The organism is Bradyrhizobium sp. SZCCHNS1022 (assembly GCF_032484835.1).
In the GTDB taxonomy this organism is placed as follows: domain Bacteria; phylum Pseudomonadota; class Alphaproteobacteria; order Rhizobiales; family Xanthobacteraceae; genus Bradyrhizobium.
Genome location: NZ_JAUETT010000002.1, coordinates 948,246 through 975,061, shown reverse-complemented (window position 1 = coordinate 975,061; position 26,816 = coordinate 948,246). Strand labels below are relative to the sequence as shown.

Annotated in this window: 24 protein-coding genes and 2 pseudogenes; 15 read left to right on the top strand and 11 right to left on the bottom strand. The window is 63.1% G+C overall.

Annotated elements, in window-relative coordinates:
- The first annotated feature begins 10 nt into the window (after positions 1 to 10).
- The gene (locus QX071_RS18085; RefSeq protein ID WP_315703982.1) at positions 11 to 700 is read left to right on the top strand and encodes a hypothetical protein; all 690 of its coding nucleotides are present in this window, start codon (positions 11 to 13) and stop codon (positions 698 to 700) included.
- 24 nt (positions 701 to 724) lie between these two features.
- Here QX071_RS18085 and QX071_RS18080 read toward each other — a convergent pair whose 3' ends face one another.
- Together QX071_RS18080 and QX071_RS18075 are read right to left on the bottom strand one after the other, a co-directional pair.
- Positions 725 to 1,195 carry an A24 family peptidase gene (locus tag QX071_RS18080; RefSeq protein WP_315703981.1) on the bottom strand — a complete coding sequence of 157 codons (471 nt, stop codon included), beginning with the start codon at positions 1,193 to 1,195 and terminating at the stop codon, positions 725 to 727.
- A 124-nt stretch (positions 1,196 to 1,319) separates the two neighbouring features.
- Positions 1,320 to 4,817, bottom strand: a complete 3,498-nt coding sequence (locus QX071_RS18075) for an autotransporter domain-containing protein (protein WP_315703980.1) — start codon at positions 4,815 to 4,817, stop codon at positions 1,320 to 1,322.
- 1,233 nt (positions 4,818 to 6,050) lie between these two features.
- Between QX071_RS18075 and QX071_RS18070 the strand changes: the two genes are divergently transcribed.
- Entirely contained in the window at positions 6,051 to 6,494 is a 444-nt protein-coding gene (locus tag QX071_RS18070) for a hypothetical protein (RefSeq protein ID WP_315703979.1), read from the top strand.
- 219 nt (positions 6,495 to 6,713) lie between these two features.
- Positions 6,714 to 7,955: a hypothetical protein gene (locus QX071_RS18065; RefSeq protein WP_315703978.1), complete on the top strand. Its 1,242-nt coding sequence runs from the start codon at positions 6,714 to 6,716 to the stop codon at positions 7,953 to 7,955.
- Positions 7,956 to 8,014: 59 nt separating this feature from the next.
- On the opposite strand, the gene QX071_RS18060 is transcribed toward QX071_RS18065, so the two are convergent.
- Together QX071_RS18060 and QX071_RS18055 are read right to left on the bottom strand one after the other, a co-directional pair.
- Positions 8,015 to 8,368: a helix-turn-helix transcriptional regulator gene (locus tag QX071_RS18060; RefSeq protein WP_315703977.1), complete on the bottom strand. Its 354-nt coding sequence runs from the start codon at positions 8,366 to 8,368 to the stop codon at positions 8,015 to 8,017.
- A complete protein-coding gene (locus QX071_RS18055) occupies positions 8,349 to 8,930 on the bottom strand; it encodes a hypothetical protein (protein ID WP_315703976.1) in 582 nt (193 codons plus the stop codon). The genes QX071_RS18060 and QX071_RS18055 overlap by 20 nt, the downstream gene beginning before the upstream one ends.
- Positions 8,931 to 9,049: 119 nt before the next feature.
- On the opposite strand from QX071_RS18055, the gene csgH reads away from it, so the two are divergent.
- From csgH to QX071_RS18035, 4 genes are all read left to right on the top strand, one after another.
- On the top strand, positions 9,050 to 9,367 hold the full coding sequence (gene csgH, locus QX071_RS18050; RefSeq protein WP_315703975.1) for a curli-like amyloid fiber formation chaperone CsgH: 318 nt from the start codon (positions 9,050 to 9,052) through the stop codon (positions 9,365 to 9,367).
- The gene (locus QX071_RS18045) at positions 9,352 to 9,846 is read left to right on the top strand and encodes a hypothetical protein (RefSeq protein ID WP_315703974.1); all 495 of its coding nucleotides are present in this window, start codon (positions 9,352 to 9,354) and stop codon (positions 9,844 to 9,846) included. Before csgH ends, QX071_RS18045 begins: the two co-directional genes overlap by 16 nt.
- Positions 9,847 to 9,875: 29 nt before the next feature.
- The gene (locus QX071_RS18040; protein ID WP_315703973.1) at positions 9,876 to 10,217 is read left to right on the top strand and encodes a curli assembly protein CsgF; all 342 of its coding nucleotides are present in this window, start codon (positions 9,876 to 9,878) and stop codon (positions 10,215 to 10,217) included.
- Between the two features lie 101 nt (positions 10,218 to 10,318).
- On the top strand, positions 10,319 to 11,134 hold the full coding sequence (locus tag QX071_RS18035; protein ID WP_315703972.1) for a CsgG/HfaB family protein: 816 nt from the start codon (positions 10,319 to 10,321) through the stop codon (positions 11,132 to 11,134).
- A 125-nt stretch (positions 11,135 to 11,259) separates the two neighbouring features.
- Here QX071_RS18035 and QX071_RS18030 read toward each other — a convergent pair whose 3' ends face one another.
- The 6 genes from QX071_RS18030 to QX071_RS18005 all read right to left on the bottom strand — a co-directional run bounded on the left by QX071_RS18030 (position 11,260) and on the right by QX071_RS18005 (position 16,433).
- Positions 11,260 to 11,541: a hypothetical protein gene (locus QX071_RS18030; RefSeq protein ID WP_315728954.1), complete on the bottom strand. Its 282-nt coding sequence runs from the start codon at positions 11,539 to 11,541 to the stop codon at positions 11,260 to 11,262.
- 364 nt (positions 11,542 to 11,905) lie between these two features.
- On the bottom strand, positions 11,906 to 12,478 hold the full coding sequence (locus tag QX071_RS18025) for a flavin reductase family protein (RefSeq protein WP_315728955.1): 573 nt from the start codon (positions 12,476 to 12,478) through the stop codon (positions 11,906 to 11,908).
- Between the two features lie 61 nt (positions 12,479 to 12,539).
- Positions 12,540 to 13,769, bottom strand: coding sequence for an acyl-CoA dehydrogenase family protein (locus QX071_RS18020; protein WP_315728956.1), 1,230 nt, complete (start codon positions 13,767 to 13,769; stop codon positions 12,540 to 12,542).
- Positions 13,770 to 13,806: 37 nt separating this feature from the next.
- Positions 13,807 to 14,832, bottom strand: coding sequence for an NrtA/SsuA/CpmA family ABC transporter substrate-binding protein (locus tag QX071_RS18015; RefSeq protein WP_315728957.1), 1,026 nt, complete (start codon positions 14,830 to 14,832; stop codon positions 13,807 to 13,809).
- Positions 14,833 to 14,850: 18 nt separating this feature from the next.
- Complete coding sequence (locus QX071_RS18010; protein ID WP_315728958.1) at positions 14,851 to 15,564, bottom strand: ABC transporter ATP-binding protein; 714 nt, start codon at positions 15,562 to 15,564, stop codon at positions 14,851 to 14,853.
- On the bottom strand, positions 15,561 to 16,433 hold the full coding sequence (locus QX071_RS18005) for an ABC transporter permease subunit (protein ID WP_315704290.1): 873 nt from the start codon (positions 16,431 to 16,433) through the stop codon (positions 15,561 to 15,563). Before QX071_RS18005 ends, QX071_RS18010 begins: the two co-directional genes overlap by 4 nt.
- A gap of 305 nt (positions 16,434 to 16,738) precedes the next feature.
- On the opposite strand from QX071_RS18005, the gene QX071_RS18000 reads away from it, so the two are divergent.
- From QX071_RS18000 to QX071_RS17970, 7 genes and pseudogenes are all read left to right on the top strand, one after another.
- Positions 16,739 to 17,821, top strand: a complete 1,083-nt coding sequence (locus QX071_RS18000; RefSeq protein WP_315728959.1) for an LLM class flavin-dependent oxidoreductase — start codon at positions 16,739 to 16,741, stop codon at positions 17,819 to 17,821.
- Between the two features lie 260 nt (positions 17,822 to 18,081).
- On the top strand, positions 18,082 to 18,864 hold the full coding sequence (locus QX071_RS17995) for a MetQ/NlpA family ABC transporter substrate-binding protein (RefSeq protein ID WP_315728960.1): 783 nt from the start codon (positions 18,082 to 18,084) through the stop codon (positions 18,862 to 18,864).
- Between the two features lie 223 nt (positions 18,865 to 19,087).
- Positions 19,088 to 20,055, top strand: a pseudogene (locus tag QX071_RS17990) (sulfonate ABC transporter substrate-binding protein).
- A gap of 230 nt (positions 20,056 to 20,285) precedes the next feature.
- Positions 20,286 to 21,662, top strand: coding sequence for an LLM class flavin-dependent oxidoreductase (locus QX071_RS17985; RefSeq protein WP_315728961.1), 1,377 nt, complete (start codon positions 20,286 to 20,288; stop codon positions 21,660 to 21,662).
- Between the two features lie 28 nt (positions 21,663 to 21,690).
- The gene (locus QX071_RS17980) at positions 21,691 to 22,536 is read left to right on the top strand and encodes an amidohydrolase family protein (protein ID WP_315703962.1); all 846 of its coding nucleotides are present in this window, start codon (positions 21,691 to 21,693) and stop codon (positions 22,534 to 22,536) included.
- A gap of 218 nt (positions 22,537 to 22,754) precedes the next feature.
- The gene (locus tag QX071_RS17975; protein WP_315728962.1) at positions 22,755 to 23,537 is read left to right on the top strand and encodes a class II aldolase/adducin family protein; all 783 of its coding nucleotides are present in this window, start codon (positions 22,755 to 22,757) and stop codon (positions 23,535 to 23,537) included.
- Positions 23,538 to 23,723: 186 nt separating this feature from the next.
- A pseudogene (locus tag QX071_RS17970) lies at positions 23,724 to 24,137 on the top strand (DOPA 4,5-dioxygenase family protein); the annotation flags it as partial.
- A 24-nt stretch (positions 24,138 to 24,161) separates the two neighbouring features.
- On the opposite strand, the gene QX071_RS17965 reads toward QX071_RS17970, so the two are convergent.
- Positions 24,162 to 25,571: an LLM class flavin-dependent oxidoreductase gene (locus QX071_RS17965; protein WP_315703960.1), complete on the bottom strand. Its 1,410-nt coding sequence runs from the start codon at positions 25,569 to 25,571 to the stop codon at positions 24,162 to 24,164.
- Positions 25,572 to 25,823: 252 nt separating this feature from the next.
- On the opposite strand from QX071_RS17965, the gene QX071_RS17960 reads away from it, so the two are divergent.
- Positions 25,824 to 26,633, top strand: coding sequence for a MetQ/NlpA family ABC transporter substrate-binding protein (locus QX071_RS17960; protein ID WP_315703959.1), 810 nt, complete (start codon positions 25,824 to 25,826; stop codon positions 26,631 to 26,633).
- The last annotated feature ends 183 nt before the right edge of the window (positions 26,634 to 26,816 follow it).

Sequence of the window (26,816 nt, the reverse complement as noted above, 5' to 3'; positions counted from 1 at the left end):
GGACCGGACCATGCTCCCAAGGACGCTGCCGAGCAAGCCAAGAGCGATCGGCCTGGTCGTGCTGCTCGCGGCCGTATTCAGCCTTCTCGCGGCGCGCACGGCGCTGTCGATTGCCGCTTCCGATATGGAGCTCGATCCACCGCGCCAAGCGGACGCTCCGGCCGCGCCATCAATCTGGGATGCGCCGGCTGGCGCAGCCCCCGTACCCGTCCGGCCGAAGCCGGCTGCGGCGGCGCCGGCGGTCAGCGCCAATCCGCTTTGGGCCATTCCGCTGGCAAGCTTGTCTAATACGCGCGAGCGGCCGATCTTTTCCGCCTCGCGCCGGCCGCCGCCGCCCCCTGCCGCGCCCGTTGCGATGGTCAGCGCGCCGCCTCCGCCGCCGAAGCCGCCGCGGGTCGAGCGGCCACAATTGTCGCTGGTCGGCACGATCGTCGGCGCCGACCAGAGCTTCGGGATCTTCATCGATCAGAGCACGCGGACGGCCCTGCGGCTGCGCATCGGGGAAGATTTCCAGGGCTGGCGTTTGCAGGCGGTTCAGGGACGGGAGGTCACGCTCAAGCGTGACGATCAGACCGCCATCATCAGCCTTCCAGAGCCGGGACCTGAGGCCACGACGGCGGGTGTGTCACCACCAATCCAGGCGGAGAATGCTTTCATCGATGACGAGGCAGATCCGGTCCAGCGCCGCCGGAAGCGCTAACCCATCCCGTTGGATGGGGGCGATCTAGTCCAGCCAGCCGGTCTGCTGCAGTGCCAGGGTGATCAAGAGCCCGAGCACGAGGAACGGCCCGAACGGCAGCGCCGTTTGCCGCGTCATCGCCTGTCCGCCAAGCTGCAGGCCGACCGCTGCGAGCAGGGCCGTGAGGGAGGCAACAAGCAGCTGCATCGGAATCCCGGTCGCTCCGACCCACAGGGCGGAGGCCGCCAGCAGCTTGACGTCGCCGAGCCCAAGCCCCTGCAGGCCGCGCAGCATGAAATATAGCCGATGCAGCAGCCAGACCGCGCCGCCGATGATCGCGGCTTCCACGATGGCTTCAGCCAGGAAGGCCACGCCGCCGAGAGCCGCGGCGTGCATCGCGCCGAGCGCCGCGATCGCAAGGTTGAGCCAATCCGGAATGATGCCCTGGCGGAAGTCGATCCAGGCGAGAAGCAGGCAGGCAAGCCCGAGCAGAGACAGGCAGAGCAGGGTGACCATCAAGAATACGCCGGACCATGTGCGACGCGCGTCTGATACACGATCCCACACCGGCGGTCTGCCCCGGATCTGATGCTCGAGACAGCCGTCCTGTCGTCCGCTGCGGCGCCGTAGCTTCGCGCAACTACCAGCTGTAACGGACGGTCCCGGTTCCGGCGTAGGTTTGCGCATGGCCGGCGAACTCGCCGTCGAACTTCGCGAGCAGCGAGATGCCGTTGGCGAGACGAAACTCGGCGCCAGCCGAGACGAGCGCGGAATCCTTCGCGGGGGAGGCGCCGTTGACGACGAAGCTGGCCCCCGGCAGCGACTGGAACAGCGCCGTCAGGCTGGGATCACTGACCCAGTCGTGCGCCCACCCCAGACGCGAGCGCAGCGTAATCACCGCGTCCGGCATGACTGCCGCGATGTAATCGAACCGCGCGCCCAATTCGCTGCGGGTATCGGTAGCCGTGCGCCCATTATAGGAGAGACCGGAGAGACCGAAGCCGCCGAGGCTGAGGTCGGCCTCGCTGTAGGTCGGCGTTCGGAAGGCCTGGGCCTGCAAGGCGGCATAGGGCGACACGCCGAATGCACCGAGGCCGAAGCGATAGCCACCCTCGACGCGCGCGCCAAAGCTCTGGGCGTTGAAGTTTGCCGTAAGGTGATCGGCGAACGCCGCGAAGCGGTCCGTCGATATCCAGTGATTGGTGAAGGCGGCCGAGGCTGCAAGATAGGCGGGACCCGACCGAGTGACGGCGTAGGCGCCGGCCTGGAAGGCATCGCTTCGGCCGCCGCCGAGGCCTTGTGCAAGGGACCAGTTCGTTGCACCACCTGCAAAGGCAAAGCCCAGCACGGTGTCGCGCATCACGTGATAGTCCAGGCCGCCGGCAAAGCCGGCGACCCGGGCGCTAAGATCATGACTCCCGATTACCGGATTGCCGTTCGTGTTGTTGGAGCCGCCATAGGCCGTGCCCCATGCGGTCCATAGCGGCTGGGTAGCGGAGAGCAGCGGCGGCGCCTTGGTGGCCATCGGAGCCTTCATCGCCTTTGCGTAGGCGAACGCAACATCATCCGGCAGCGCCTCGCGCTCCGGCGCAAAGCCGAAGGCCGGACCGGTCATTCCCGCCGTTCCGCCTCGGCCGTCCACGAATGGATCGAGCATCACGTTCAGGAATTGACCGCCGAGCTGGAACGCCCCTTGCTGCGCGCCGGTCGCCGCTTCGCCGGACAACTGCGTGAGCGTGCTCTTCAAGGCAGCGGGGTTGAGCGCAAACAGCTCGGCGAAGCGCGGCGGCAGCACGCCGCCGCTGTTGAAGAAGTCGTCGACGGCACTGGCGACATTGAACTGATTGACGCTCAAGCCGACGGTGCTGCTGAGATTGGTCAGCTGCGCCACCAAATCCAGGAAGACGTCGGTGCCAGTATAGCTCAGGGTCGCGGAGACGGTCGGACTACTCGTTATTGCGCCGGCGAACGTGGTGCCACCCAAGCCGCCGTTCGCGTGCAGGATATGGTATCTGTCCTGCGTGAACAGCCCGGACGCTAACACGGTGCCTCCGGTCAGCGTTGCGATCCCGGAGACGTTGGCGAGCGAGGCGGTCGAATTGGTCTGGACGAGATAGAAAGCGCCCGCCTGAAAGGCGAGGTTGCCGGCAATCGTCATGCTGCCGGGTGAGGTTAGCGGTCCGGGGGCCAAAATGCCGCCGCTGCCCACCATGACGTTGCCCACGGTACCGCTGCCCGCGAGCGTGCCGCCGCCATTGATGGTCGAAGCGGAAGGAGCAATCGAGCCATCGACGACAAGGATGCCGGAGTTGATGCTGGTCGCGCCGGTATACGTGTTGTTGCCGGTCAGCACGAGCGTGCCGGCGCCGCTCATATCGAGCGTTCCGGCAATGGTGCCGTCGGAGATGACGCTGGAGATGGTTTGCGTCGTGCCCGCCGGCGGCGTGAAGAAGGGATCGCCCGAAATCTGGATATTGTTGGCAATGGTGAAATTGGCCGTGTCGAGGAACGATAAAGTCGTTCCGGCGGCCAACGACAATAAGCCGGTCCCCAGCGCGCTGTTGTTGCCGATCACCAGCGTACCGGCATTGACGGCCGTGCCGCCGCTATAGGTGTTGCTGCCCGACAGCGTAAACGCACCCGCGCCAATCTTGGTAAGCCTGCCCGTTCCGCTGATCACGCCGCCGAAGGCAGTCGAGGTGCCGTTGTTCCCGGTTGTCAGCGTCGCAGAGCCGAGCGTCACGCTCCCGCTGCCTGCCAGCGATCCGATCGATTGGTTGAAGCTGCCGAGATCGACAGTTGCGCCGCTCGCAATCGTGTAGGCACTGTTCGGTGAAAACGCGTTGACGATGCCGGCCTGCAGTGTGCCTGCGTTGACGAAAGTGGGCCCGGAATAGGTGCCTGCGCCCGACAAGGTCAGCGTGCCGGCGCCGATCTTGGTAAATCCGCCCGGCCCGCTGATGGTGCCGGACAAGGTCGCGTTGTTGCCGGCGGTGTCAAACGTACCACCCTGGCTCAGCAGCGTGATTGGCAACGAAGTCGAGATTCCGCCCGCTGCGAACTGCAAGGTCCCACCGGTAAAGATCGGACCCGACGCGCCGCTTGGGCCGGAGGCCAGCGTGCAGGCGAGCGCTCCCGACGTATTGGCCTTGAAGGTGAGCCCGGCCGCAAGCAATGCGTTGCCGTTCGAGCAGATGCTGGCAATACCTGGGCTGGACGAGACGGCGAGGGTCGTCAGGACCGTATTGGAGGCTGTGTCGATGACCGACACGTTGTTGCTGGTGCGGTTGGTGACGTAAACCCGAGAGCCGTCCGGACTGATCACCACCCCAAAAGGATCAGTCCCTACGGCGATGTTGGTGATAACGGTGTTCGTCACGGCGTTAATAACGGAAACGGTGTCGTTATTGAAGTTGGTCACATAAAGGCGCGTCCCGTCGGGACTGACCGCGATTTGACGAGGGCTGGCCCCGGCTGCGACTCCGATATTCGTGAGCACGGCGTTGGTCGCCGTATCGACGACTGAAATCGTGTTGCTGGTCTGGTTGGCCACATACGCGCGCGTTCCATCCGGACTAAATGTGACCCCGGCAGGGTTTACGCCGACGTTAATCGTTGTGGTCACCGAGTTCGTCGCCGTGTCGATGACCGAAACTGTGTTACCGAACAAATTCGTCGCATAGACGCGCGTGCCGTCCGGACTGACTGCGGTCATGGTCGGACGATTGCCTACCGGAATGGTGGCGACCACTGTGTTGGTCGTGGTGTCGATGACCGCAATGTCGTTGACGGCCGCGTTCGCCACATAGAGCCGAGTGTTGTCCGGACTAATTGAAATGCCGAGAGGATTTGCTCCTCCTCCGACATTAATAGTGGCAATGATTGCGTTAGTGGCAGTGTCGATAGCGTATACGGTGTTGGGAGAAGCAAAACTGCTATTGCTGTTGCTCAAGTAAACTATCGATTCGTCTCCGCGCACGACAGCGGCTGTTGGTTGAGCGCCGGTGACGAGCGGGGTAAGCACGTTGTTGTTGGACGTGTCGATTGTCGACATCGTAGTAAAGCTGATGCCAAAAGCATCTTGGGGTACGAACACAAATGGCCCTGTTTGCGCGCGGGACTCGTCGGCGACGAGCATTGGCAGAAGGAAAGCCGAGGCGAGAATGATCAGGGTGAGAGGGAAACCCGCGGCTCTCATTGTGCGGCCACGATTCCGGCGGAAGCACCCGCACTCGCTTTTTGGGACCGGCGGTATCGTCAGAACCCGAGGTAAGCGTGGCCCGAGTGCTGACCATTTGGCAGGATTTGGAGCGCGGTCGTCATCCGGGAGAGCCGGAGTAAGGTTCTGCCCCACAAACCTTCTCATTGACTCGGAGTTCATCCTGGGAAGCGGAGCCATCTGCGAGTTCCGTAAGGCAGGAATACCGGCGAGGAGGCCAAATCGGGCAAAGATTTGGTGCAATTTACAGGTGTGTCGCCGAGAAGCGCTATTGGCGGATGAGCCGGCTGGCCCGATTTGTGCTTTCCTGTGTCGAGAAGGCCACAAGGTCGAGTTCCGCAGATGCGACCCAGTTTCATTTCGGACTTCGGCCGCGATTCCAACAGGCAAAGAGCTGAGTGCCCCGGGCAAAGGTCAAGGCAGCCCGAGGGCTACAGCTCGTGGGTACGAGCGTTTCCGGAGACCGCATCGTTCGCGTCGAGGTGTTGCCGGAACTGCGATCACGACCGGGTTGCGCCAAGATCAGATATGATGTTGTCCGCGATGTCCGCCCTAGACGCAGCGCATCATCCCCCCCCGGCATGACGCAGCGCATCATGCCCGGCAACCTCGTCGAAAGGCTCACGCCGAGGCCATCCAGCGCATTCGAACGGTGATCCAGGGCAGTACCGAGCCGGTGCATATTCGGCATCACGCCGGCATGTCAGGGTGCAGCGCTTCATATTGGCCATTGCCGCAAACCGATGAGCGTCAGGCGAACCTAAACGCCGGTCGGGGAGGAGGTTTAGGAAGACCAGTCAGGAAAGCTTTTCCTCGACTGCGAAAAAGCTCCTCGTCAGCCGCCGCGGGGGAGGCGACACAATTGGAATGCAGGCGCAGGGAAGGGTGAAATTGCTCCGTCTAATACACGATCTGCGGCCGGGTCTTCTGCCACGACCCCAACGCGCTGCCTTCGGCAAGTTAGATCCGGCGATACGGCTGGAGCGCATTCGACGAAGCGAGACAGAGTTAGGTGCCCATAACTAACGACCGTGAGGTCAAGACCCGACGGATCGCTGGACAGGAACAGGCCTGTAATCATGTCGTCACACTGCTGCGCGAAGACAGCCGGGCTGTATGGGTGAGGAGCGGCCGTGTCGACGGTCTGCGATCATGGATCGGTACGGGTATTCAATCTTCTGCGACGATATTCGCAACGAACCTGGCGGCAAGCTCAGCTTCATTGGCTGCTACAACGGTGTGATCTTCATCTCGGGCCGTTTTCCTCTGGTCCTGCCCAAACTATGCGTTCACATCCATATCTTCTCTCCGGCGTCGCGGCCCTTCAACTCGATCGTCGTACGCTGCTATCTGCCGGGCGACGAGCAGCCGTTCGCTGAAGAGCCGATCGAGACCCCGCGGCGCAACGAGCAGACCGAGCTGGTCACCAACCTAAAGCCGGAGACCAGCGCACCGCTCTATATCGTGGCCGCCACCAGCCTCATCTTCACGCCGCTCCAACTGCGCTCCGGCGGCCTGATGAAGATCCGTGCCATCGTCGATGCCGAGCAGGAAGTGCGACTCGGATCGTTGCGGATCGAAGCGCAAGATCACTGAAGAAAGCTGAAAAGGGCTGCTGAGAACGCGCTGCGGTCGACGCTGCCGCACGGGCCTACGCGGTCGATGCGCATGGAGTTCCACGCCGCGGGACCCAGCGCGATTTGGCCTGCTCAGTCGGAGAGTTGTCATTCGGTCGTTAGGTTAACAATGTTTTAACGCGCGCCGAGGGCGGCGATCCCCGCCGACCCCGCTTTGGACAACGCAAGGACTATCTTCATGAGAACGATGACTGCCTTGGCACTCATCCTCGCGAGCGCTTCGGCCGCGAATGCTGCCGGCGCCCGCAACAACGAATCCTTCATTGAGCAGGTCGGCGCCCGCAATCAGGCGACGATCCAGCAGAAGGGCGGCAGGAACAATCAGGCCACGGCTCAGGCCGGCGAGGACAACACCGTTCTGACCCGCCAGACGGGCAAGCTTGCCCATGGCCGGAACAACTCCGGCAACGTCCAGGTCGGCAACGAGAACTTTGCGTCCACCCTGCAGACCAACAGCGCGCCCAACGCAGAGGCAAAGGACGTCGGCTACAAGAACAACTCGTTCAGCGCACAATATGGCGACAGGAACACCGCGCTCGCCAAGCAGGACGGCGGCAAGAACAACCAGGCGACGCTGCAAGTCGGCAATCTGAACGTGTCGCAGGTCGTCCAGGCCAATTCGAGCGTGACGCCGTCGTCCGCGACCCCGGTCGGAGGCGCCAACGGCGCCGTGACGAAGCAGATCGGCGACAAAAATCTCGCCGCGGTGTCGCAGAAGAGCGCCGACAGCACGGCTGACGGTGACTTCCAGCCGGGCCACAGCAACGCCGCGATGACGACGCAGATCGGCAACCGCAACGAAGTCGCGACCGAACAGACCTCGGTCGGCGGCACTGCTGAAGGGCCGCGGAATGCGGCTGCGACAGTGCAGATCGGCAACAAGAATCTGGCCTCCACCAAGCAAGGTGGCGGCGTCGCAGGCAGCTTCGGCGACACGCCGGAGGAACAGCGCGCGAACTACACGAACGCCTCGTTCATCGGTCAAGCCGGTGTCAAGAACGTCGCCGAGGTCGAGCAGGCCAACGGTGCCAACACCCAGGCGCTGTTCCAGCACGGCTACAAGAACGCTGCGACCATCGAGCAGAGCACCCAGACCTTCGGCACCGGCAACGCCAGCAACAATGCGCTGACCTTGCAGCATGGCTCGAAGAACCTCGCCAGCGTCAGTCAGTCGGTGGCCGTTCCGCTCGCGCTCGGCAGCAACAACTCGCTGATCTCGCAGATTGGCGGCTCCAACGTGGTCAACGCGGCGCAGAGCGTCGGCCAGCAGGCGAGCGCCGGCAACAACAGCCAGGTCTCGATGCAGGTGGGTCAGGGCAACGTGATCCAGCTGGTTCAGGCCACCGGCGCCAACGTGTCGAACACGTCGTTCACGGCCCAATACGGCATCCACAACGTCGCGACGGTCTCGCAGAAGTAGGTCATGCAGGCGGCGGGGCATCTCCCGCCGCCTGTTTCAAATCCGGTGCCGGCATCCAACTAATCGTCGGAGCGCTTCGGTGCGACGATCCTAGCCGGCCGATAGCCGACCGTCGACGTGCGGGGGGCGATGTTGTCGCCCGCCATCTGGTCCGGCCGGCGCAGTTCAAGGCTGATTTCGCGGTCGAGCGCCCAGGCGAGATCGGCGAGCTCGCGCAGGGTGATCTCCGATTCTCCTGACAATTTGCGATTGACGATCGCACGGCGCGTCTTCAGCCGCTGTGCAAGCTGCTGCTGCGTCAATCCTGCGCGCCGTTCTTCCATGACGGCCTTGAGCAGCTCGCGTCGCACCCGCCCCAGCAGCCGGCTGACCTTGCGCGAACGCGCGTCGATATCAAATCGAAAGAACGTCATCCGGTGCGCCCCCCTTCACGCACAGCGTCGCATCGATCCCAAGTTCACGGCGCAGTCGCCGGATCGCGATCCGGTAGCCGCGATAGAGATCATGATCCTTGATGATATCAGCCCAGTTTCCGAATACTGCGACAAAGCAGTCTTTGGCCATGAACCAGCCGAAGATGCGGACATCCGCCGTCTTCAATTCCCAGACCGCATTGTCCTCTGCGCGGATAGCACGAAACTGTCTGTTAAAGACGAGCGGCGCGCCACTCAAGAACGAATAAAACAGATCGTCGATTTGCTGCGCCGGTGATAGCTCGCCGAGCGGTCGCGGCGGCACTGCGCCTGCAAGGATCTCTTCCAGCCAGGCGACGAACGACGGCGTGCCGTAGAGCAGGCGCAGCTGCTGTTCGTGCGCGCTGAGCTCAACCTCGATCTTGACGATCGCCCCGCTGGCCACGAGGTCCGAGATGGTGGGCATGACAGGAACAATCGATGCATTAGTCAGGTGGTGACGCAGCTTAGCACAAACCTGAAGTCTATACGATCCGCTCTCCTCATGTTGCAGAGTGATCACGGCTTCACCTCAGTCCGTCAAGCCGAATGCGAATGTACGAATTGTCAAAAAAGAGCAAAGAACGACCGATAGGGTCCCCGCAAAATTGCCGTATATGCGGCAGTTCCAGTGCGTAAGAGGTGAGTGACAAGCCGATGCAGCCTAATGCAGCCGCGGTGATCGAATGCGCGATACGGGCGGCCCCACAGTCCGGCTACCTGAGAATTGACGCGACTGTCCGATCCGTCCGTCCCGCCCGTGGTCAATATCGCTTCCTGATCGACAAGCAGAGCAGCACCGGACGCTCCAGCAACACCCAAAGCGGGAGCTTTGTGCTGCAGCCCGGACAAGAGCAAGTGCTCACGACGATCATCCTGGATCGTTCGGCCGCCGATCACTATCGCGCAGAGCTGACGTTGGAATCCGACCAGGGGAGGCTGACGTGCACGTCGCCATGAAGCAAGCAATCGCGATCGGCATTATGGGCGTGGTCTTGACCATCGGCGCTTCGGCCCACGCGGAGTCCGCCTATATTGCCCAAGTGAACGCCAAGGCAGGAGTGACGGTTTCGACCACCGCGTCACAGCCTGTCCAGCTGATCCCGACCGCATCCTACGTGCCTCGACAACCCGCTTATGTGCCGACGCCGGAGGCGGCGCAATCCGCGCGCGGCAATAACATCGCCACAACATTGCAGATCGGCAACAACAATCGCGTGCTGCAGGCGCAGTCAGGCGGCAACAACTACTCCAATGTAGGCACCATCGGCGGCTCGAACAACAACGTTACCGTGCTCCAGGGCGGCCGCGACTATTCCAACGTGAACCTCATCAATACCCAGAGCCTGAACATCGCGGTGCTCCAGCCGCCCGGATCCGCGCCGATCAACATGCTGATTGCCAAACTTCCGAACGGAAGCCTGTTGATCAAGCGATGACCTCATAACTTCGAATCGAGATCTGTATCATGCGTAAGTTTGGTTTGTTTGTATTTGCGATTGCATCCGCGATCGGCATCGGCTTGTCCGCCGCGGCGGCGTCCGAGATCGTCTATCATCCCACGAATCCGACGTTCGGGGGCAGCGGGCTCAATGGTTCGTATCTACTTTCACAGGCGCAGGCACAGGGACACGGCGTGAAGTCCGGTTCGCAAGGTCCTGATCTTTCGGGTCTCAACAGCGCCTTGAGCAATCTCGGCTCGGGCGCCGTCATTATCGGCGGCAACGGTACGGGCACCGGCACGTCGGGCTCCGGAACGGGCAGCGGCACGACGACATCCCCAAGCGCCGTACGCTCCATCGTTCCCTGATACGTTGAAATCGCCGAACCGGCGCCGGATCTGACATGATGAACAAACAGCTTCGAGGCATCGCTGCCATTGCGATGCTTTCTCTCAGCTTGGCCGGATGCATGTCCGGATCGGCCAAGGACCCGTTTGCGCGCCCAGCCAAGCTGGTGCCGGAGACCAAGACCGGTGTGGTGCTCGATCGCCTGCCGCCACCCCGCCGCAAGCTCGATGTCTCCGTCTACAACTTTCCCGACCTGACCGGACAGAACAAGCCGAATGACAATTTCGCGGAATTCTCCCGCGCATTGACGCAAGGCGCCAGCGCCGTGCTGATCGACGTGCTCACCAAGGCCGGCAGCGGCGCCTGGTTCAACGTGGTGGAACGCAACGATTTGCAGCCGCTCTTGCAGGAACGGCAGATCATCCAGACCACGCGCGCCGCCGCCGAGGGCGACAGCGCGCCGAGCCTGCCGCCGCTGCGCTTCGCCGGCATCCTGCTCGAAGGCGGCATCATCGGCTATGACAGTAACGAGACCACCGGCGGGATCGGCGCCAATTATCTCGGCATCGGCGCCGACACGCAGTATCGGCAGGATGTCATCACGGTAGCGCTGCGCGCGGTGAGCGTGCAGAGCGGACGCGTGCTGGCAAGCGTCACGACCACAAAGACGATCTATTCCGTCCAGGTCCATAGCTCGGCCTACATGTTTGCTGCCATCGATCAATTGCTTCAGGCGGAGCTTGGCTTCACCAAGAACTCGCCGGCGACCCTCGGCGTACGTGAGGGCGTCCAGCTCGCGGTCTATGCCCTGATCTTCGAGGGCGTGAAGAACCATCTCTGGGAGTTCAAGGACCGTGCGGCGGGCGACGCCTTCATGCGCGAGCTGGAGAAGAATCAAGAGGCGGCGGCCATCAAGATCGACGTCCCCAAGAGCTGATCTGACAGAATGCAGGAGAGGAGGGCGGCCGTGCGGGCAACCGCACGGCTGATGTCGCGCGGCCCGGGCACTCAGCGGTCCGAGCCCTCAAACACGGCGTGAACGCTGTTGGCTGGGCTCTTATGCTACCGTGATGGCCGCGCCTGCTGGGTCGCGGTATAGCAGGCCTGCGACGATGCATTCTGTGCATTGCAGGTTTCCGGCGCGGTCGGCGCGGACCCCGCAGTGTTGGCCGGCGCAGCTGCTTCGGGCGGCGGCTTCGTCACTACCGTCGTTCCTGCGACATTGCCACGGGCCTGCTGGATGTAGACTTCGGAGCCGGCACGGGCGGCCGGCGAGCCCGACGCGACAAGGACGACGGCGGCGAGCAGTGCAAGCGTTATCGGTCTGGCAGTATTGACGATCATCGGATGACGCCCGTTCGGTCTCTTGTTGTCCTCACATCGCATTCCGCGCGACGCGCAGCTCCGTGAGCTGACGCCGGACACAGACCATGGTTCCAGGCATTTTCCAAGATGTCTGCGGAAAAAAGAGCAGGGCGTATGGCCTCGTGCGCAGGGCCCATTCCGTCACCTCGCAGGTGGTTGCAGATGGGCCAGTCCGGAAGGCCCACCCGCACTGGCCCTCGTTGACGATTCGCGTATCGCCCTAAAGCGGACCTGCCTACGGGTTGCTGTCCGAGGTGGATCCGGTTGCGATGCGCTCGGAGCCGAAGGGATGTCCGCGCCTCATCTTCGTCGTCTCCGCCGCGGCCCGTGCATGCCGTTCGTCTCACCGCACATGATTCAGTGGAACGCTGACCTCTGCGAGCAGGTCCAGGTCGGCATTGCGGTCGACCTCGACATACTGCTCATTCCAGTAAAGCAGGCCCGAAAGCCGCGGGGCCAGCTCGACGCTCTCAGGACGGCCGACGATGATCGCGTGCGCATATCGCTCGATGATCTCGTCGACTTCGCATTCGATTGCCGCCTGCGCATGCTGCAGGAGAGGAACGCCTGCAGCACCACGCGACCAGCGGATGCCATCGAACTTCTGGCGGCGAGACAGGTGTGGCGTGCCGAAGCGGTCCGCCAGAGAGAGCTGGTCCGAGCCGAGGATGTTGACGCCGAACCAGCCGTCGTGAGCGATGAGCGGAAAAGCCGATGACTGCAGGCCGAGGTTGATCATGAGCCGAGGTGGATCCACGGACAAGGATATCAGCGAGGCGATCGTCACGCCGGTGATGTCGTCTCCGCGTCCCGCAGTCACGATGCTGACGCCGGCGGCAACGCGGCGGAGCGCCGAGTGGACGTGCCGCGGATCGGATATCCTCTCGTGGACAAGATGAAGGTCACGCTTGCCCATCCGTCGTCTCCTTTCGGGCACGAGCCTTCCTGCTCGTGCCCTTGGTCGCGGCGCCGTCCGGTCAGAAGAAACCCTTCGCCGGAAGCGGCGTACCGTTGATCAGATATTGCCCGATCGCACGTTCCTTGTAGCTGACCGGATTGTGCGACGACAACGTGCGCGCGTTGCGCCAGTGCCGATCGAAATTGGTCGCTTTCTTGGTCGACGAGGCGCCGCCGACATCGAAAATGAGGCCGCCGTTGCGGATGGCGGCGTCGTCGGCGACGATCTTGGCCTGCGCCGACAGCAGGGCCGCACGATGCGCCAGCTCTTCCGAATCGGCTCGCCCGGCGTCGAACGCGTCAGTGGCCGCATCGAGTGCCTCGGCAGCAACGAGGACGACCGCTTCCGCGGCGTGCGCGGCGCTCGCGATCTTGCCGATCGTCTCCTGCAGCAGCGGGTCTTCCGTGGGCTTCTCGTGAGGCGCGTAGTAGAACGTCCGCTTGCGCGACCGCACCAGCGCAATCGCATCGCGAAGGGCGGCCCGGCTGATTCCGGCGACCGCGGCCGTCAGGAAGAGCTGCGCGAAAGTGTTGGAATAGGGCACGCCATAGCCGATGTCGGGGGCGTCGAATACGATCTCCTGCCGTTTCACCCTGACATTGCGGAAGTAGGTGGTGCCGGTGGCCGTCAGGCGCTGACCCATGCCGTCCCAGTCGTCGACCAGCTCGATGCCGTCGCGATCGACGGGAATGATGGTCGCGCCGGGACGCCCGCTCGGATCGGCGGCACGGACCAGCACGAGATCTGCATAGAGCGTCCCCGTGCTGTAATATTTGGTGCCGTTCAGGAGGTAGTCGTCGCCATCGGGCGTGAAGGTCGTGTTCGGCGTGATGTTGCCGACCTGCGGGCTGTCGAGTTCGGTGGTGGCAAGCCCGATGATGGCGCCGCCGGCGATCGCCCGTTGCCAGTCCCGCGCCTGGTCATCGCGAGGCGTGCGAACCAGCCGCTCCACGACGCTGAAGTGATTGCGCAGGATATGAGCCACATTGGCATCGGCTTCGGCGAGCCGGATGACGATCTGGAAAAGATCGCGGATCGAGCTGCCGGCGCCGCCCGCGGCGATCGGCAGTCGCAATGCACCGAGCCGCGCCTGCTTGATCAGGGCGATCTGCCGGTGCGGCAGGATGCGTTCGCGTTCGCGCTCGGCCTCGCCTTCGGCGATCTCGGCCAGCAGGGCGTCAAGAGCGCTCGGCGAGAGCGGAACGGTCGGCCCGGCGGTAAGCGTGTTGGTGGGGAGCGGCTTGTTCATTAGGCACCACATCATGAGAGAAAAGGGGGACGGCCGGTCAGCGCTGCGGCAACGCTTCGTCGATCTGGGCGAGATGGTCGGCAACCTTGACGGGCTCGGGCAGCACCTTGCGTTCGACCAGCCAGTCGGCTGCTTTCTGCAGGTCAGCGATGAACTGCCTGTCGGTCGCGGAAAAGTAGCGGTACTGGCGGTTCATCGCGATGAACCGGTCTCGAACATCATCGCTGTATTTGCCCGCCTTCTGCGCGATGTATTCGGCGTCCTTGCTATTCTCCGAAATCCATTTGCCCTCGGCGCGGAAGGCATCGTTGACGGCGCGGACCAGAGCTGGGTTCTCGGTGGCGAACTTGCGGGTCGTCAGGTAGGACGTGTAGTCGATCTGGAACTCGAGGTCGCGACCTTCCAGGAAGATGTCGTGCGCCTTGTAGTCGAGCCGCGCGATATCGACGCCGGGGCTCCACATCGACCAGGCATCGACCTTGCCCGAAGCGAGCGCGGGCGCGGCATCGGGTGGGTTGAGGTAGACGAACTTGACCTTGGAACGGTCGACCTTGTGCTTCTCCAGTGCCGCGACCAGCAGGAATTCGCCGAGCCCCGAGCGGTTGACCGCCACCGACTTGCCGACGAGGTCCTCAACCTTGTTGATGCCGGAATCGTCGCGGGCGATAATTGCGGTGGTGCGTGGCTCATAGACAACGAACTGCGTGAATACCAGCGGCGACCCAGCAATGATTGCCGCCAGCGCCGGCGTCGTCGAACCGCCGAACGAGAAATCGGCGGTGCCGCCGGTCACGGCCTGCAAGGTCGGCGCGTGGTTCGGGAACGGTCCCAGCCATTCGACCTTGATGCCGTCCTTCGCCAGCGTCTTTTCGAATTCGCCACGCTCTTTGGCAATCAGGTTGAGCCCGGACAGGCCCCAGGTCAGGCGTACGGTATCGGTGATGCGTCCCGCGGCCGACCAGGCATGATCGGTCAAGGTGAAGCCGGCGAGCGCCCCGACGCCGAACGCAGCGGTACCGAGGAACTGACGGCGTGAAGGGTATTCAAAGTCGTCCGACGACATGGGCGATCCTTCCAGGATTTAAGCGGGAGCGTGTTCGTTGAGCACACCGAGTTCGGCTAACAGGTCGCCGCGCGCGACCGTGCCGATGTCGTTGGCGCGGTGCTCGGATGCGATTCGACCTTTGCGCATCACCAGGATGCGATCGGCCAGCGCGATCGCCTCGTCGACGTCGTGGGTGACGAGCAGGACGCCGGGCCGGTGCCTGGCGACGAGCTCGCGCACCAGCACATGCATGCGGATGCGGGTCAGGGCATCGAGCGCGGCAAACGGCTCGTCGAGCAGCAGCAACTCAGGCTCTTGCACCAGCGCGCGGGCCAGCGCGACCCGCTGTGCCTGGCCGCCGGAGAGGTTGCGCGGCCAGTCATCGACCCTGTCGCCGAGACCGACTTCGCCGAGCGCGGCCGCGGCGCGCCGGCGAGCATCCGGACCGTCCAGTCCGAGGGCAACGTTGCGCCAGAGACTGTCCCAGGGCAGCAGGCGATGCTCCTGGAACACGACCGCAGGACGGCGCGGCGCGACGATGCGGCCGGCCTGGACCGGGTCGAGGCCCGCAAGCGCACGCAGCAGCGTGGTCTTGCCGCAGCCGCTCTCGCCGAGCAGAGCCACGAACTCGCCGCGTTCGATGCGAAGATCGAGTCCGTCGATCACGGTTCGATCGCCGTAGGCGCGCCGCAGTCCATGGACGACCACGGCCGGAGCGGCGTGCGGAGGCGGCGCGAACCGGACGGTCATCGTGCAGCTCCATAGTTCGGATGCCAGGAGAGCAGCCGCCGCTCGAGCCACCGCGCAATCAGGTCTGCGGCAACGCCGATCAACGCGTAGATGACGATCGTGAGCACGATCACGTCCGTGCGCAGGAACTCGCGGGCATCCATCGCAAGGAAGCCGAGACCCGACTGCGCGCCGATGGTTTCGGCGACGACGAGTGCGAGCCAGGCCGTGGCGAGCGCATAGCGGACGCCGGTCAGGATCGAGGGCAGGGCACCCGGCAGGATGACGCGGCGGATCAGCTGCAGGGTCGACAAGCCCTGAACCCGGCCGAGCTCGATCAGCTTCGGGTCGACCTGACGGATGCCGAGGGTCGTGTTGATATAGAGCGGGAAAGTCACGCCGAGCGCGACGAGGAAGACCTTCTCGGCTTCACCGACACCGAGCCATACGATCACGAGCGGCAGGACCGCCAGAAACGGAATCGCGCGGATCATCTGGATGCTGCGATCGATGAGGGCTTCCGCAAGACGCGAGAAGCCGACGAGAACGCCCAGCGCAAAGCCGATCGTCCCGCCGACAGCAAAGCCGGCTGCCGCCCGCAACAAGCTGACGCCGAGGTCGTCCCCCAGCGTGCCCTGTGACGCCAGCTTGAAAGCCGTGCGCAGGATCTTGCTGGGGGCCGGCAACACCTGCGGCGACAGATAGCCGCCTTGCGCGAGCGCTTCCCATACCAGGACCAGCAGCACCGGCGCGAGCCAGGACAGCGCCTGCAGGGGCGCGGTGCTGATCGAAGCGGTTCTTTCCGTTTGGCGTGCTTGTTGGTCCACTTGGCTGCCAGGGCCGCCCTGCGACAGCTCGATCGTCCCTGCAGCCTGTTCGAGATTGCTCAATGTCGTCCGGCCTTCGTCATCATCCGTTTGCAACCCGATCACGACCGAGTTGCGCGCCTGCGCATCTGTTGCGCGCGACCGGAAGTGTCCTAAGCACCGTGGGCGCGCTAGCCGAAATCTCCCACGAATGACGGCCAATCGAAATAGAGCCGTTTTCCAATTGTTGTTCCGGTTGGAGGTTTTCGATTTCCCCCGCGCACGAAAAGCGGCAAGAACTTCTTTTCCGATTTTGTTAGTACGTGCGTCAGGAAATCGCGCTCCGCGTCGACGTCGACCGCCAGTAGCGCAGATCGTGGGGCCAGCAAATGACACATCCGCTTCGTTTCGGCATCTGGGCGTCGGTGCACGGTCCTCGTGCGGCGCATCAGGATCCGGAGGAGCCCTACGACGCGTCGTGGGAGCGCAATCGCGATCTCGTCCTGGCGGCGGAAGCGCTCGGTTTTGATTCCACACTCATAGCCCAGCACACGATCAATCCACATCAGGAGGATCTGGATCAGCTCGAAGCCTGGAGCGCAGCGGCGGCGTTGGCCGCGTTGACCAGCCGGATCGAGATCATCACGGCCATCAAGCCCTATCTCTTTCATCCTGTGGTGCTCGCCAAGATGGCGCTCGGCATCGAGAACATCAGCCGCGGGCGCTTTGCGATCAATCTCGTCAATGCCTGGAACAGGCCGGAGCTCGAGCGGGCCGGGATCGGATTTGCCGAGCATGACGAACGCTACGCATATGGGCGCGAATGGATATCCGTGGTGTCGCGCCTCCTGCAGGGCGAAAGGCTCACGCATAAGGGCAGATATTTCGATGTGCAGGACTACGCGCTGCGCCCGAAGGATCTCTACCGTGCGCGGCCGCGCATCTATGTCGGCGGCGAGTCAAAGCCGGCGCGCGCGCTGGTCGCCGATCGCGGCGATGTCTGGTTCATCAACGGCCAGCCGATCGCCGATGTGGCTGCGCTGATCAACGACGTCGCCTCGCGTCCGCGTTCGGGCGCGGCGCCGCTGCGCTTCGGCCTGTCGGCCTTCGTCGTGGCGCGACCGACCGCGGCCGAGGCCGACCATGCGCATCTGCGGCTGCTGCGCCTTGCCGAAAAGGATGCCCCCATGAAGGTCATCCAGAAGCAGAACACCGATCCCAAGGTCGTCATGATGCAGACGATGCAGAAGGGCGCGCGCGTGGGCAGCAACGGCGGGACTGCGGCCGGGCTGGTCGGCAGCTATGACGAGGTGGCCGATCGGATCGTCGACTTCCACCGTACGGGCATTGAACTGTTCATGCTGCAGTTCCAGCCCTTCGATGCCGAGATGAGACGCTTCGCCGACGAAATCATTCCGCGCGTGCGGCAGCGGCAGGCCGTGCGGCATCCCGCTGGGTTGCGCACCGGCTGATCCTGATCGTTCCGGCGACGACCAGACAGACCCATAAGGAAGCAAACGGCGACTTCAAGTCGGCGAGCGGCTAACACATGATGTGTTGCCACACCGCTTACTCATTGGGAGGGCAAGTCGAAAAACTCGCTGCGCGGTCTATCGGGCCGGAGACATTCCTTCCGTGATCGCGACCATCTTTGGTTTGGCGTTTCATTGTCATGGCGAGCGTTCCTCTCCACTATTTGCCTCCAAGTCAGATTCGTCGGAGACCAGACTTCATGAAACGCCGCCTGCTGTCGATCATTGCCGGACTCTCGCTGTTTGCAGCGCCGGCTCTTGCCAATCAGAAGATCAAGGTCGGGATTTCCGGCGGCGATTCCGAAATCCTCTGGACCAAGGTGAAGGAGATTGCCGCCAAGGACGACCTCGACGTCTCCGTGATCGTCTTCAACGACTATCTGTTGCCGAATGCAGCGCTGGACTCCGGCGATCTCGATGCCAATGCGTTCCAGCACAGACCTTTCCTTGACAACCAGGTCAAGACCCGCGGCTATAAGATCGTGCCGGTCGGCACCACCATCATCGCGCCGATCGGCCTCTATTCGCAGAAAGTGAAGTCGGTGGACGAACTCCGGCAGGGCGCGGCGATTGGCATTCCCAACGATCCGTCGAACGGCGGCCGCGCGCTGCTGCTGCTCCAAGCACAGAAACTCATCAAGATGAAGGATGGGGTAGGGCTGTTACCTACCGTACTCGATGTGGTCGACAATCCGCGTAAGCTCCAGTTCCGGGAAATCGACGCGGCGCAGCTGCCGCGCAGTCTCGGCGATCTCGACGCGGCCGTCGTCAACACAAACTACGCAGTGCCGGCCGGTCTCATTCCCGGAAAGGACTCCATCGCGATCGAATCTCCCATCGACAATCCCTACAGCAACTTCATTGCCGTTCGCGAACGCGACAAGGATGCGCCCTGGGTCCCGAAGCTTGTCCGCGCCTTTCAGAATGACACCATCCGCCAGCTCATCAAAGACAGGCTGCCGGGGCAGATTCCCGCGTTTTGAGCTTGATCGCGGAGATCCTAGCGGCCGGCGGTCTATTGCAGGTGACTGCGGGTGACTCACCGGCAATGGAGCATGTTTTAAATCTCCGCGCGGAGAAACGATGCTCTGCGGCAGCTCTGATATTTGGAAGCCTATTCCAGCACGCCCGCGATATATCGCAATCCCGAAACACCGCGCGAGCTGCGGTTTGCTGACTTCTTGCGAGGTAGCTATGGTCACTGAAATGAGACGTCGCGCCGCCGTTCTGTTTCGTCGGACGGTCAGGTTGGCGACGGTCCTGGCCGTCGCGGCATTGGTCGCCTCGCCGGCTGGTGCCGAAGGCCAGGACAAGGTGATCCGGATCGGCTTCCAGAAATATGGCAACCTGATCCTGCTGAAGGGCAAGGGTTGGCTCGAGAAGAAGCTGCAGCCGCTCGGATACAGCGTCGAATGGAAGGAGTTTCCATCAGGCCCGCCGCTGCTCGAAGCGCTCAATGTCGGCTCGATCGATTTCGGTCACGCCGGCGAGACGCCGCCGATTTTCGCCCAAGCCGCCGGGGCACCCTTCGTCTACGTGGCGCACGAGCCGCCGGCACCGGAAGGTGAAGCGATCCTCGTGCCCAGGGACTCTCCGATCAAGACGGTCGCCGAATTGAAGGGCAAGAAGGTTGCCCTAACAAAGGATCGAACGTGCACTACCTGCTCGTCCGCGCCCTGGAAAAGGCTGGCCTGAAATATACCGACATCGAGACCGTTTTTCTCGCCCCCGCCGATGCGCGGGCGGCGTTCGAACGCGGCTCGGTCGATGCCTGGGTGATCTGGGACCCGTTCCAGGCCGCCGCGGAAGTCGCCACCAATGCACGCACATTGACCAATCGAAGCAACCTTGCTCCCAACCATCAATTCTATCTCGCAACCAGGAAATTCTCCGACGGCAATCCGCAGGTGATCGACGCCGTGATTGCCTCGATCGCAGAGCTCGATGACTGGGCGAAGGACAGGGTGACGGATGTCGCGGCCGAACTCAGCCCAGGCATCGGCATTCCCGCGCCCATCCTCGAGATTGCGCTGAAACGTCAGAGCTACGGAGTCAAGCCGCTGGATGAAAGCGTGGTCGCCGAGCAACAGCGAATTGCCGATACATTCTTCTATCTTGGCCTGATCCCGAAATCGATCGCGGTTGCGACCGTTGTACGGAAGCCTGCCTCCTGAGTCGGAGAGACGTTACGCACAGGGTGCTGGTTCCGTCTGCCTTGGCGGCGCGAACGCACTGAGCGGAGGCGCAGAGGCGAGCCATAGGGCAGGGCTCGTCGCTGCAACTCGGGCCGCCGCTGGCGCAACGTGCGCGTTCCACGTTGCACGATCCGGTATGCTGGAAATACCGGTAGGATCGGTCATTATCATCTTAACGGCTGGATTCCGCCCCGGTCCGGAGCTTTCTGATGGCTGCAAAGAAACAGATCCTGCTAAACGCCTTCAACATGAACTGCGTCGGCCATATCAATCATGGCCTCTGGACCCATCCGCGCGACCGCTCGCCTAACTACAATACGCTTGCGTACTGGATCGATCAGGCCAAGCTTCTCGAGCGCGGTCTGTTCGACGGGATCTTCATCGCAGACATCATCGGGGTCTATGACATCTATGGCGGCGGGATCGATGTGACGGCGCGCGAGGCGGTGCAGCTCCCGGTCAACGATCCGATTCTGCTCGTCTCCGCGATGGCGGCTGCGACGGAGCAGCTCGGCTTCGGCATCACCGTTAACGTACACAACGAGGCGCCCTATACGCTCGCACGGCGCTTCTCGACACTTGACCACCTGACGCGAGGTCGGATCGGCTGGAACATCGTCACCGGCTATCTCGACAGCGCGCATCGCGGCAAGGGCGACGTGCAACTGCCCGAGCATGACCGCCGCTACGACTATGCCGACGAATATCTCGAGGTGCTCTACAAGCTCTGGGAAGGAAGCTGGGACGACGATGCCGTACGTCGCGACCGCGCGGCTCGAATCTTCACCGATCCCACAAAGATCCGGCCCGTCTCGCATCATGGCGAATTCTTTCAGGTCGACGGCTATCACCTCTCCGAGCCCTCTATCCAGCGGACGCCCGTGCTGTACCAGGCCGGCACCTCGCCGCGAGGGCGCGCTTTTGCCGGCCGACACGCCGAATGCGTCTTCATCTCCGCCCGCGACAAGGCGACTGCGCGCAACGCCGCGCGCGCCATCCGGGCGGAGCTGACGCAAGCCGGCCGTCGGCCGGAAGACATCAAGGTTTTCGTCGGCATTGCGGTGGTGCCGGGCCGGACCAAGGCCGAGGCTGAGGACAAGCGCGCGGAATACCTGCGCTATGCCAGTCCGGAGGCCGGACTGGCGCATTTCTCGGCGTCCACCGGCATCGATTTCTCACGCTACGGGCTCGATGAGCCCATTCCCTACGCGCCCGGCAACTCCATCCAATCGGCGACGGCGATTGCCGCACAGAGGAAGCTGACCAAGCGCGATCTCCTGAACGAACTCGCTTTGGGCGGCCGCTATGCAACGATCACCGGCGACGCCGTTGCCGTCGCGGACGAACTGCAATCCTGGATCGAGGAGGGCGAGGTGGATGGCTTCAACCTCAGCCGCATCGTGGTGCCCGAGACCTATGCGGACTTCATCGACATCGTCATTCCCGAGCTCCAGGATCGCGGTCTCTACAAGACCGCCTACGCGGATGGTTCGCTGCGCCACAAGCTGTTCGGCGAGGGGAACCGCCTGCCCGATCGGCATGCGGCCGGGCGGTTCCGGCCGGTTGGCCGTCAGTACAACATCTAGCTGGGCCTGCGATCCTTAAGGAATTCAGATGACCATTATCGATCTGCGTTGCCGCCCGGCTTATTTGCACGACTTTTTCGGTGCTACGCCTGGCAGTCCGGAATTTGAGACCGCGCGGTGGCTCAATCGCCGCGTCGGCACGCGGGGAGATGATGCACATTTCACGTGTTCGCTGACCCAAAAGGGCTTTCTTGCCGAGATCCATGATGCCGGTCTGGCGCGGGCCGTGGTGGTCGGGCGACATACGCCGTTCCAGCATTTGCCGAACGACCGCATCCACGAGATCGTCTCCGGCCATGCGGAGCTGGTCGGGATCGGCTCGGTCGATCCGGTCATTCAGGGCGAACGGGCCGCGATCGAGGAGATCGAGCGCGCCGTCAGCCAGCTTGGATTCAAGGGGATCGACATCGAGCCGGGCTTCGGCGCGCCGCCTCGCCACCCCGATGATCGCGTCTACTGGCCGATCTACGAGCGGCTTCAGGAACTCGACATTCCGCTGTTCCTGATGACCGGACCGACGACGCCTGATCCACGTTTCAACGATCCGTCCGGCGTGGCCGTCGTCGCCGCAGCGTTTCCGCGCCTCAAGATCGGAGTTTATCACGGCTCCTGGCCGAGAGTGCAGGAGATCATTGGCGTCGCCTTCCGGCACGCCAATGTCCATCTCATCCCGGACATGTATCTGTTTCAGCCGGGACAGGAGGCCTATGTGAAGGCGGCCAACAGCTTCCTGGCCGATCAATTTCTGTTCGGCTCCTCTTATCCGTTTCGGCCGATCCGGCAGTCGATCGACGACTACGCCGCTGCCGGCTTCCGGGACGATGTGTTGGAGCGGGTCTTCTCCACGAACGCTATACGCCTGCTGAAACTTTGAGGGACCGGAGCGGACCGCTTCGGAGAGAGGAAGCCCGTGTCCTGGCTCGCTGCTGGCCAGCCAGACCCACACAGGAGTACTAACGGCAGCTCCGCAGAGAATGTTCGATTCGGAGAGCGTCGATCTTTGAAAAGATCGTCTCGCGCCAGTCGTTCTACCATGGTCTCAGTGAGCGCATCGCGCGACGAGCGCGGGCTCGAGGCAGGAGGTGAACGGCAATGAACACGATCGTCGAAAGGCCGAGGAAGTTTTCGCTCGTGGAGCGTCCGCCCGCGGCTTCATCCGAAGAGGAACGGCTGCATCGCAAGCAGCGCCTGGCCGCAACCTTCCGCCTGTTCGCCCGTTACGGCTTCGATCAGGGGCTCGCAGGGCACGTCACCGTGCGCGATCCGGAGTACACCGACCGGTTCTGGATCAATCCGCTCTCCGCTCATTTCAGCCAGATCAAGGTCTCCGACCTGCAACTCGTCGATCACGACGGCAACATCCTGGTCGGCGACAGGCCGATCAACCAGGCCGGCTTCGTCATTCATTCAGCGATTCACGCGGCGCATCCGCACGTGATCGCTGCCGCGCACACCCACTCGACCTACGGCAAGGCCTGGTCCGCGCTCGGCCGGCTGCTCGATCCCTTGACCCAGGATGCCTGTGCCTTTTACGAGGACCACGCGCAGTTCGATCCGTTCACGGGCGTGGTGCTCGATGCCGACGAGGGCAAGAAGATCGCGCAAGCGCTCGGCACCAAGAAGGCTGCGATCCTGCAGAACCACGGACTGTTGACGGTCGGTCCGACCATCGAGGCCGCAGCGTGGTGGTACATCACGATGGACAATGCCGCGCGCACCCAATTGCTGGCCGAGGCCGCCGGTCCTACCAAGCCGATTCCGCATGAGGTCGCCAAGCTGACGGCGAGTCAGGTCGGAACCCACAAGGGCGGCTATTTCAGCTTCCAGCCGTTATGGGACTGGATCACGGCGCAGGAGCCGGATCTCTTCAACTGAGATCGACGCGGGGATGTGAAGACGCCCGGCCGGATCGATGTCCGGCGGGCATTGTAGTCTTCCCCCGCCGCATGCTCGGCGCATGGCGCGTCCGCTCATGCTGCGGTAGATGAGCCGGTGAGCAAAGCGCGTTGTTCGAAGGGGTAAACCCGGGGCCGCTCTGCCGAAGAAAGAAGGGAGGACGCCATGGGAGCGCCGGACATCGCGGCGGTGCCGCAACCGATCGATGCCATCACCAGCTTCCATGCACATATCTACTATTCCGAGGGGACGCGCGGCAATGCACAGCAGCTCCGGGATTGGATCGGCGAGCGCTTCGTCGTGACGTTGGGGCACTGGCACGATGCGCTGGTAGGTCCCCATGAGCAATCGATGTACCAGGTCGCCTTTGCGGTCGAGGTGTTTCCGACGCTGGTGCCGTGGCTGATGCTCAATCACGGGAAGCTAAGTGTTCTCATTCACCCGAACACGGCGCGGCCGCTGGCGGATCATACGGCACACGCGCTCTGGATCGGACCGCCGTTCGGCATCCGTGGCGACAAGCTGCCACAGGAAAGCGAGGCGGAGCTGCCACGGGAGCCGAACACGCGACCGACGGTTCGTCCCTCACCATCATATATGCTGCTACTCCGCCGCATCCGGGCGTGCCGCGGCTGCCCACGTCGCAGGATCGCGGTAGGCCGCGCCGGGATGGGTGGTGTGAAGCAATGGCCCGCGGCCCGGAAACAGCTTCTCGCGCAGGGTGCCCTCGGCGTACGCGGTCTTGCAGACGCCGCGCGACTGCAATTCGGGCACGACGAGATCGACGAACGCGGTGAGCGATTCCGGCGCCACCAGGCGGAACAGGTTGAAGCCGTCGACGTCGGTGGCCTCCGCCCAGGCGATCAGTTCATCCGCGACCTCTTGCGGCGAGCCGACCACGAAAGGCGAGCGCGCGCCGGCGTAGCTCAGCGTGGCGAGATCGCCGATCCGGACGGGGCTATCGCTGCGGACGGTGAAGTTCTCGACCATCGACTGGATCGCGTTGCTCGGGACGTATCTGATCGGATCGTCGGGGCGGTAGGTCGAGAAATCGACCCCGGCCCAGCCCGACAGCAGTGCAAGCTGGCCCGCCTGATCAACGTGACTGGCATACTCTTCCAGGAGGTCGTGGGCCTCGGCGCGAGTCGGCGCGACGATGACGGTGGCGCCAGCGAACAGCCTGATGTCGTGGGGATCGCGGCCGAACTCCTTCGCGGCCGTCCTGATGTCGCGGACCGCGCCGGCGAGCACGGATTTAGTCTGGCCGTTGAGGAAGATGGCTTCCGAATGCTTGGCGGCGAAGGCGCGGCCGCGTTTCGATGTGCCGGCCTGGTAGAGCAGGGGCGTGCGTTGCGGCGACGGCTCGGCCAGATGGATGCCGTCGACCTGGAAATAAGCTCCATCATGTCGCACGCGCTGGACCTTGGCCGGGTCCGTGAAGATGCCTCCGGCGCGATCCCGGTGGACGGCGCTGTCCTGCCAGCTTCCCTCCCAGAGTTTGTATACGGCCGCGAGGAAATCGTCCGCGGCATCGTAGCGGTCGTCATGGGCGCGGCCCTTCGCGAGGCCCATCCCACGGGCGCCGCTGTCGAGATAGCCGGTGACCATGTTCCAGCCGATCCGGCCGCCTGACAGGTGATCGAGCGTCGAGAAGCGTCGCGCGAACTGGTAGGGGTGTTCGAACGTCAGGTTCGACGTGATGCCGAAGCCGAGATGTTTCGTGACCAGCGCCATGGCCGAGACCAGCAATGTCGGGTCGGCGTTGGGCAGTTGGACGGCCTGCGCAAGGGCCGTCTCCGGACTGTTGCCGTAGACGTCGTAGACGCCGAAGACATCGGCCAGGAAGATGCCGTCGAGCAGGCCGCGTTCGGCAATCCTGGCATAGTCGACCCAATATTCGAGCGTGTTGTAGTTGATCGACTGATCGCGCGGATGCGACCACAGGCCGGCCCAGTTATGGCTCGGGGCCATCATGTTGAAGGCGTTGAAGCGGAGTTCGCGGGGCTTGGCCATCGGTCGGCTCTCAGGAATGCGTGAGTGCTATGGATCGTCTGTCGGCGATGTCGCTCGTCGACAGCGACGATAGCAGCTCGCCGGGAGCACGTTGTTTCCATTTGAAGCCCGCTTCACCGCAAATGGTGTTGCCGACACGTAGCACGGCAGAACGCACGTCGCTTTTTTTCGCGAGCGCTCGACAGGCCCGGGGCAAGTGCACATCATTCGCAGAGTTGCGAGGTTTGCAATTCCCGATGACGAGGCTGAAACGTGACGAAGATACTGCTGCGTGTAGCGCTGGCCGTTGGTCTGGCATTTGGTCTTTCGGCAGCCGGCCGGGCCGATGAGCCGCTGAAGATCGCGACCAGTGCGGGCCCGGTGGGGCAGGTAGTCGGCTTTGCCGCCAAGCTCGCCAAGGACAACGGGCTCGACGTCAAGGTCGTCGAGCTGTCTGACTGGGTTGCGATCAACGAGGTTATCAATTCGGGCGAGGTTGACGCCAACCTGTTTCAGCATGCGACCTATCTGGCGCTGCAGAACAAGCAACGGGGCTACAACCTGGTGCAGGTCGACAAGGTCGGCGTGATCGCGCCGGTCGGGCTGTTCTCGAAGAAGATCAAGACGCTCGACGAGGTGAAGGACGGCGCCTCCGTCTCCATTCCCAATGAGCCCCTCAACGGCGCGCGCGGCCTGATCCTGCTGGAGCGGGCGGGGCTCATCAAGCTGGCAGCCGGCAAGGGCTTTTCGGTTTCGAAGTTCGACATCATCGAAAATCCGAAGAACCTGAAGATCGTCGAGCTGGATCCCGCCCAGACCTACCGCTCGCTCGACGACGTCACGCTCGCGCTCGTCAACATCACATATCTGATTCCGGCCGGCGGAGATCCGAAGGCGGCCCTCGTCATCGATCGCACGATCGATGACGGCCTGGTGCTGCGCTTCACCGCGCGGGCGGACAGACAAGACAATCCGAAGCTGAAGGCCTTCATCGAGGTATTCAAGTCGCCGGCAGTCAAGCAGTTCATCGAGGAGAAGCTGCCTGCGTTCATTCCGGCTGGGTTCGATAACAAAGCGTCCTAATATGGATTGCGGCGATGCTGCCTTTTGGGCCGCGGATCGCGTCCCCAGGCTTCAATCGGAATGGAGCGCCGTTAACGACTCGATGTGCCATCAAATGCGCATTCGTGGCGGAGAGAACAAACAGTCTCCCCAGGTGTCCGTTAGAAGGATGTCCCATCCCCAGAACGGGCGTCGGCAGGACCG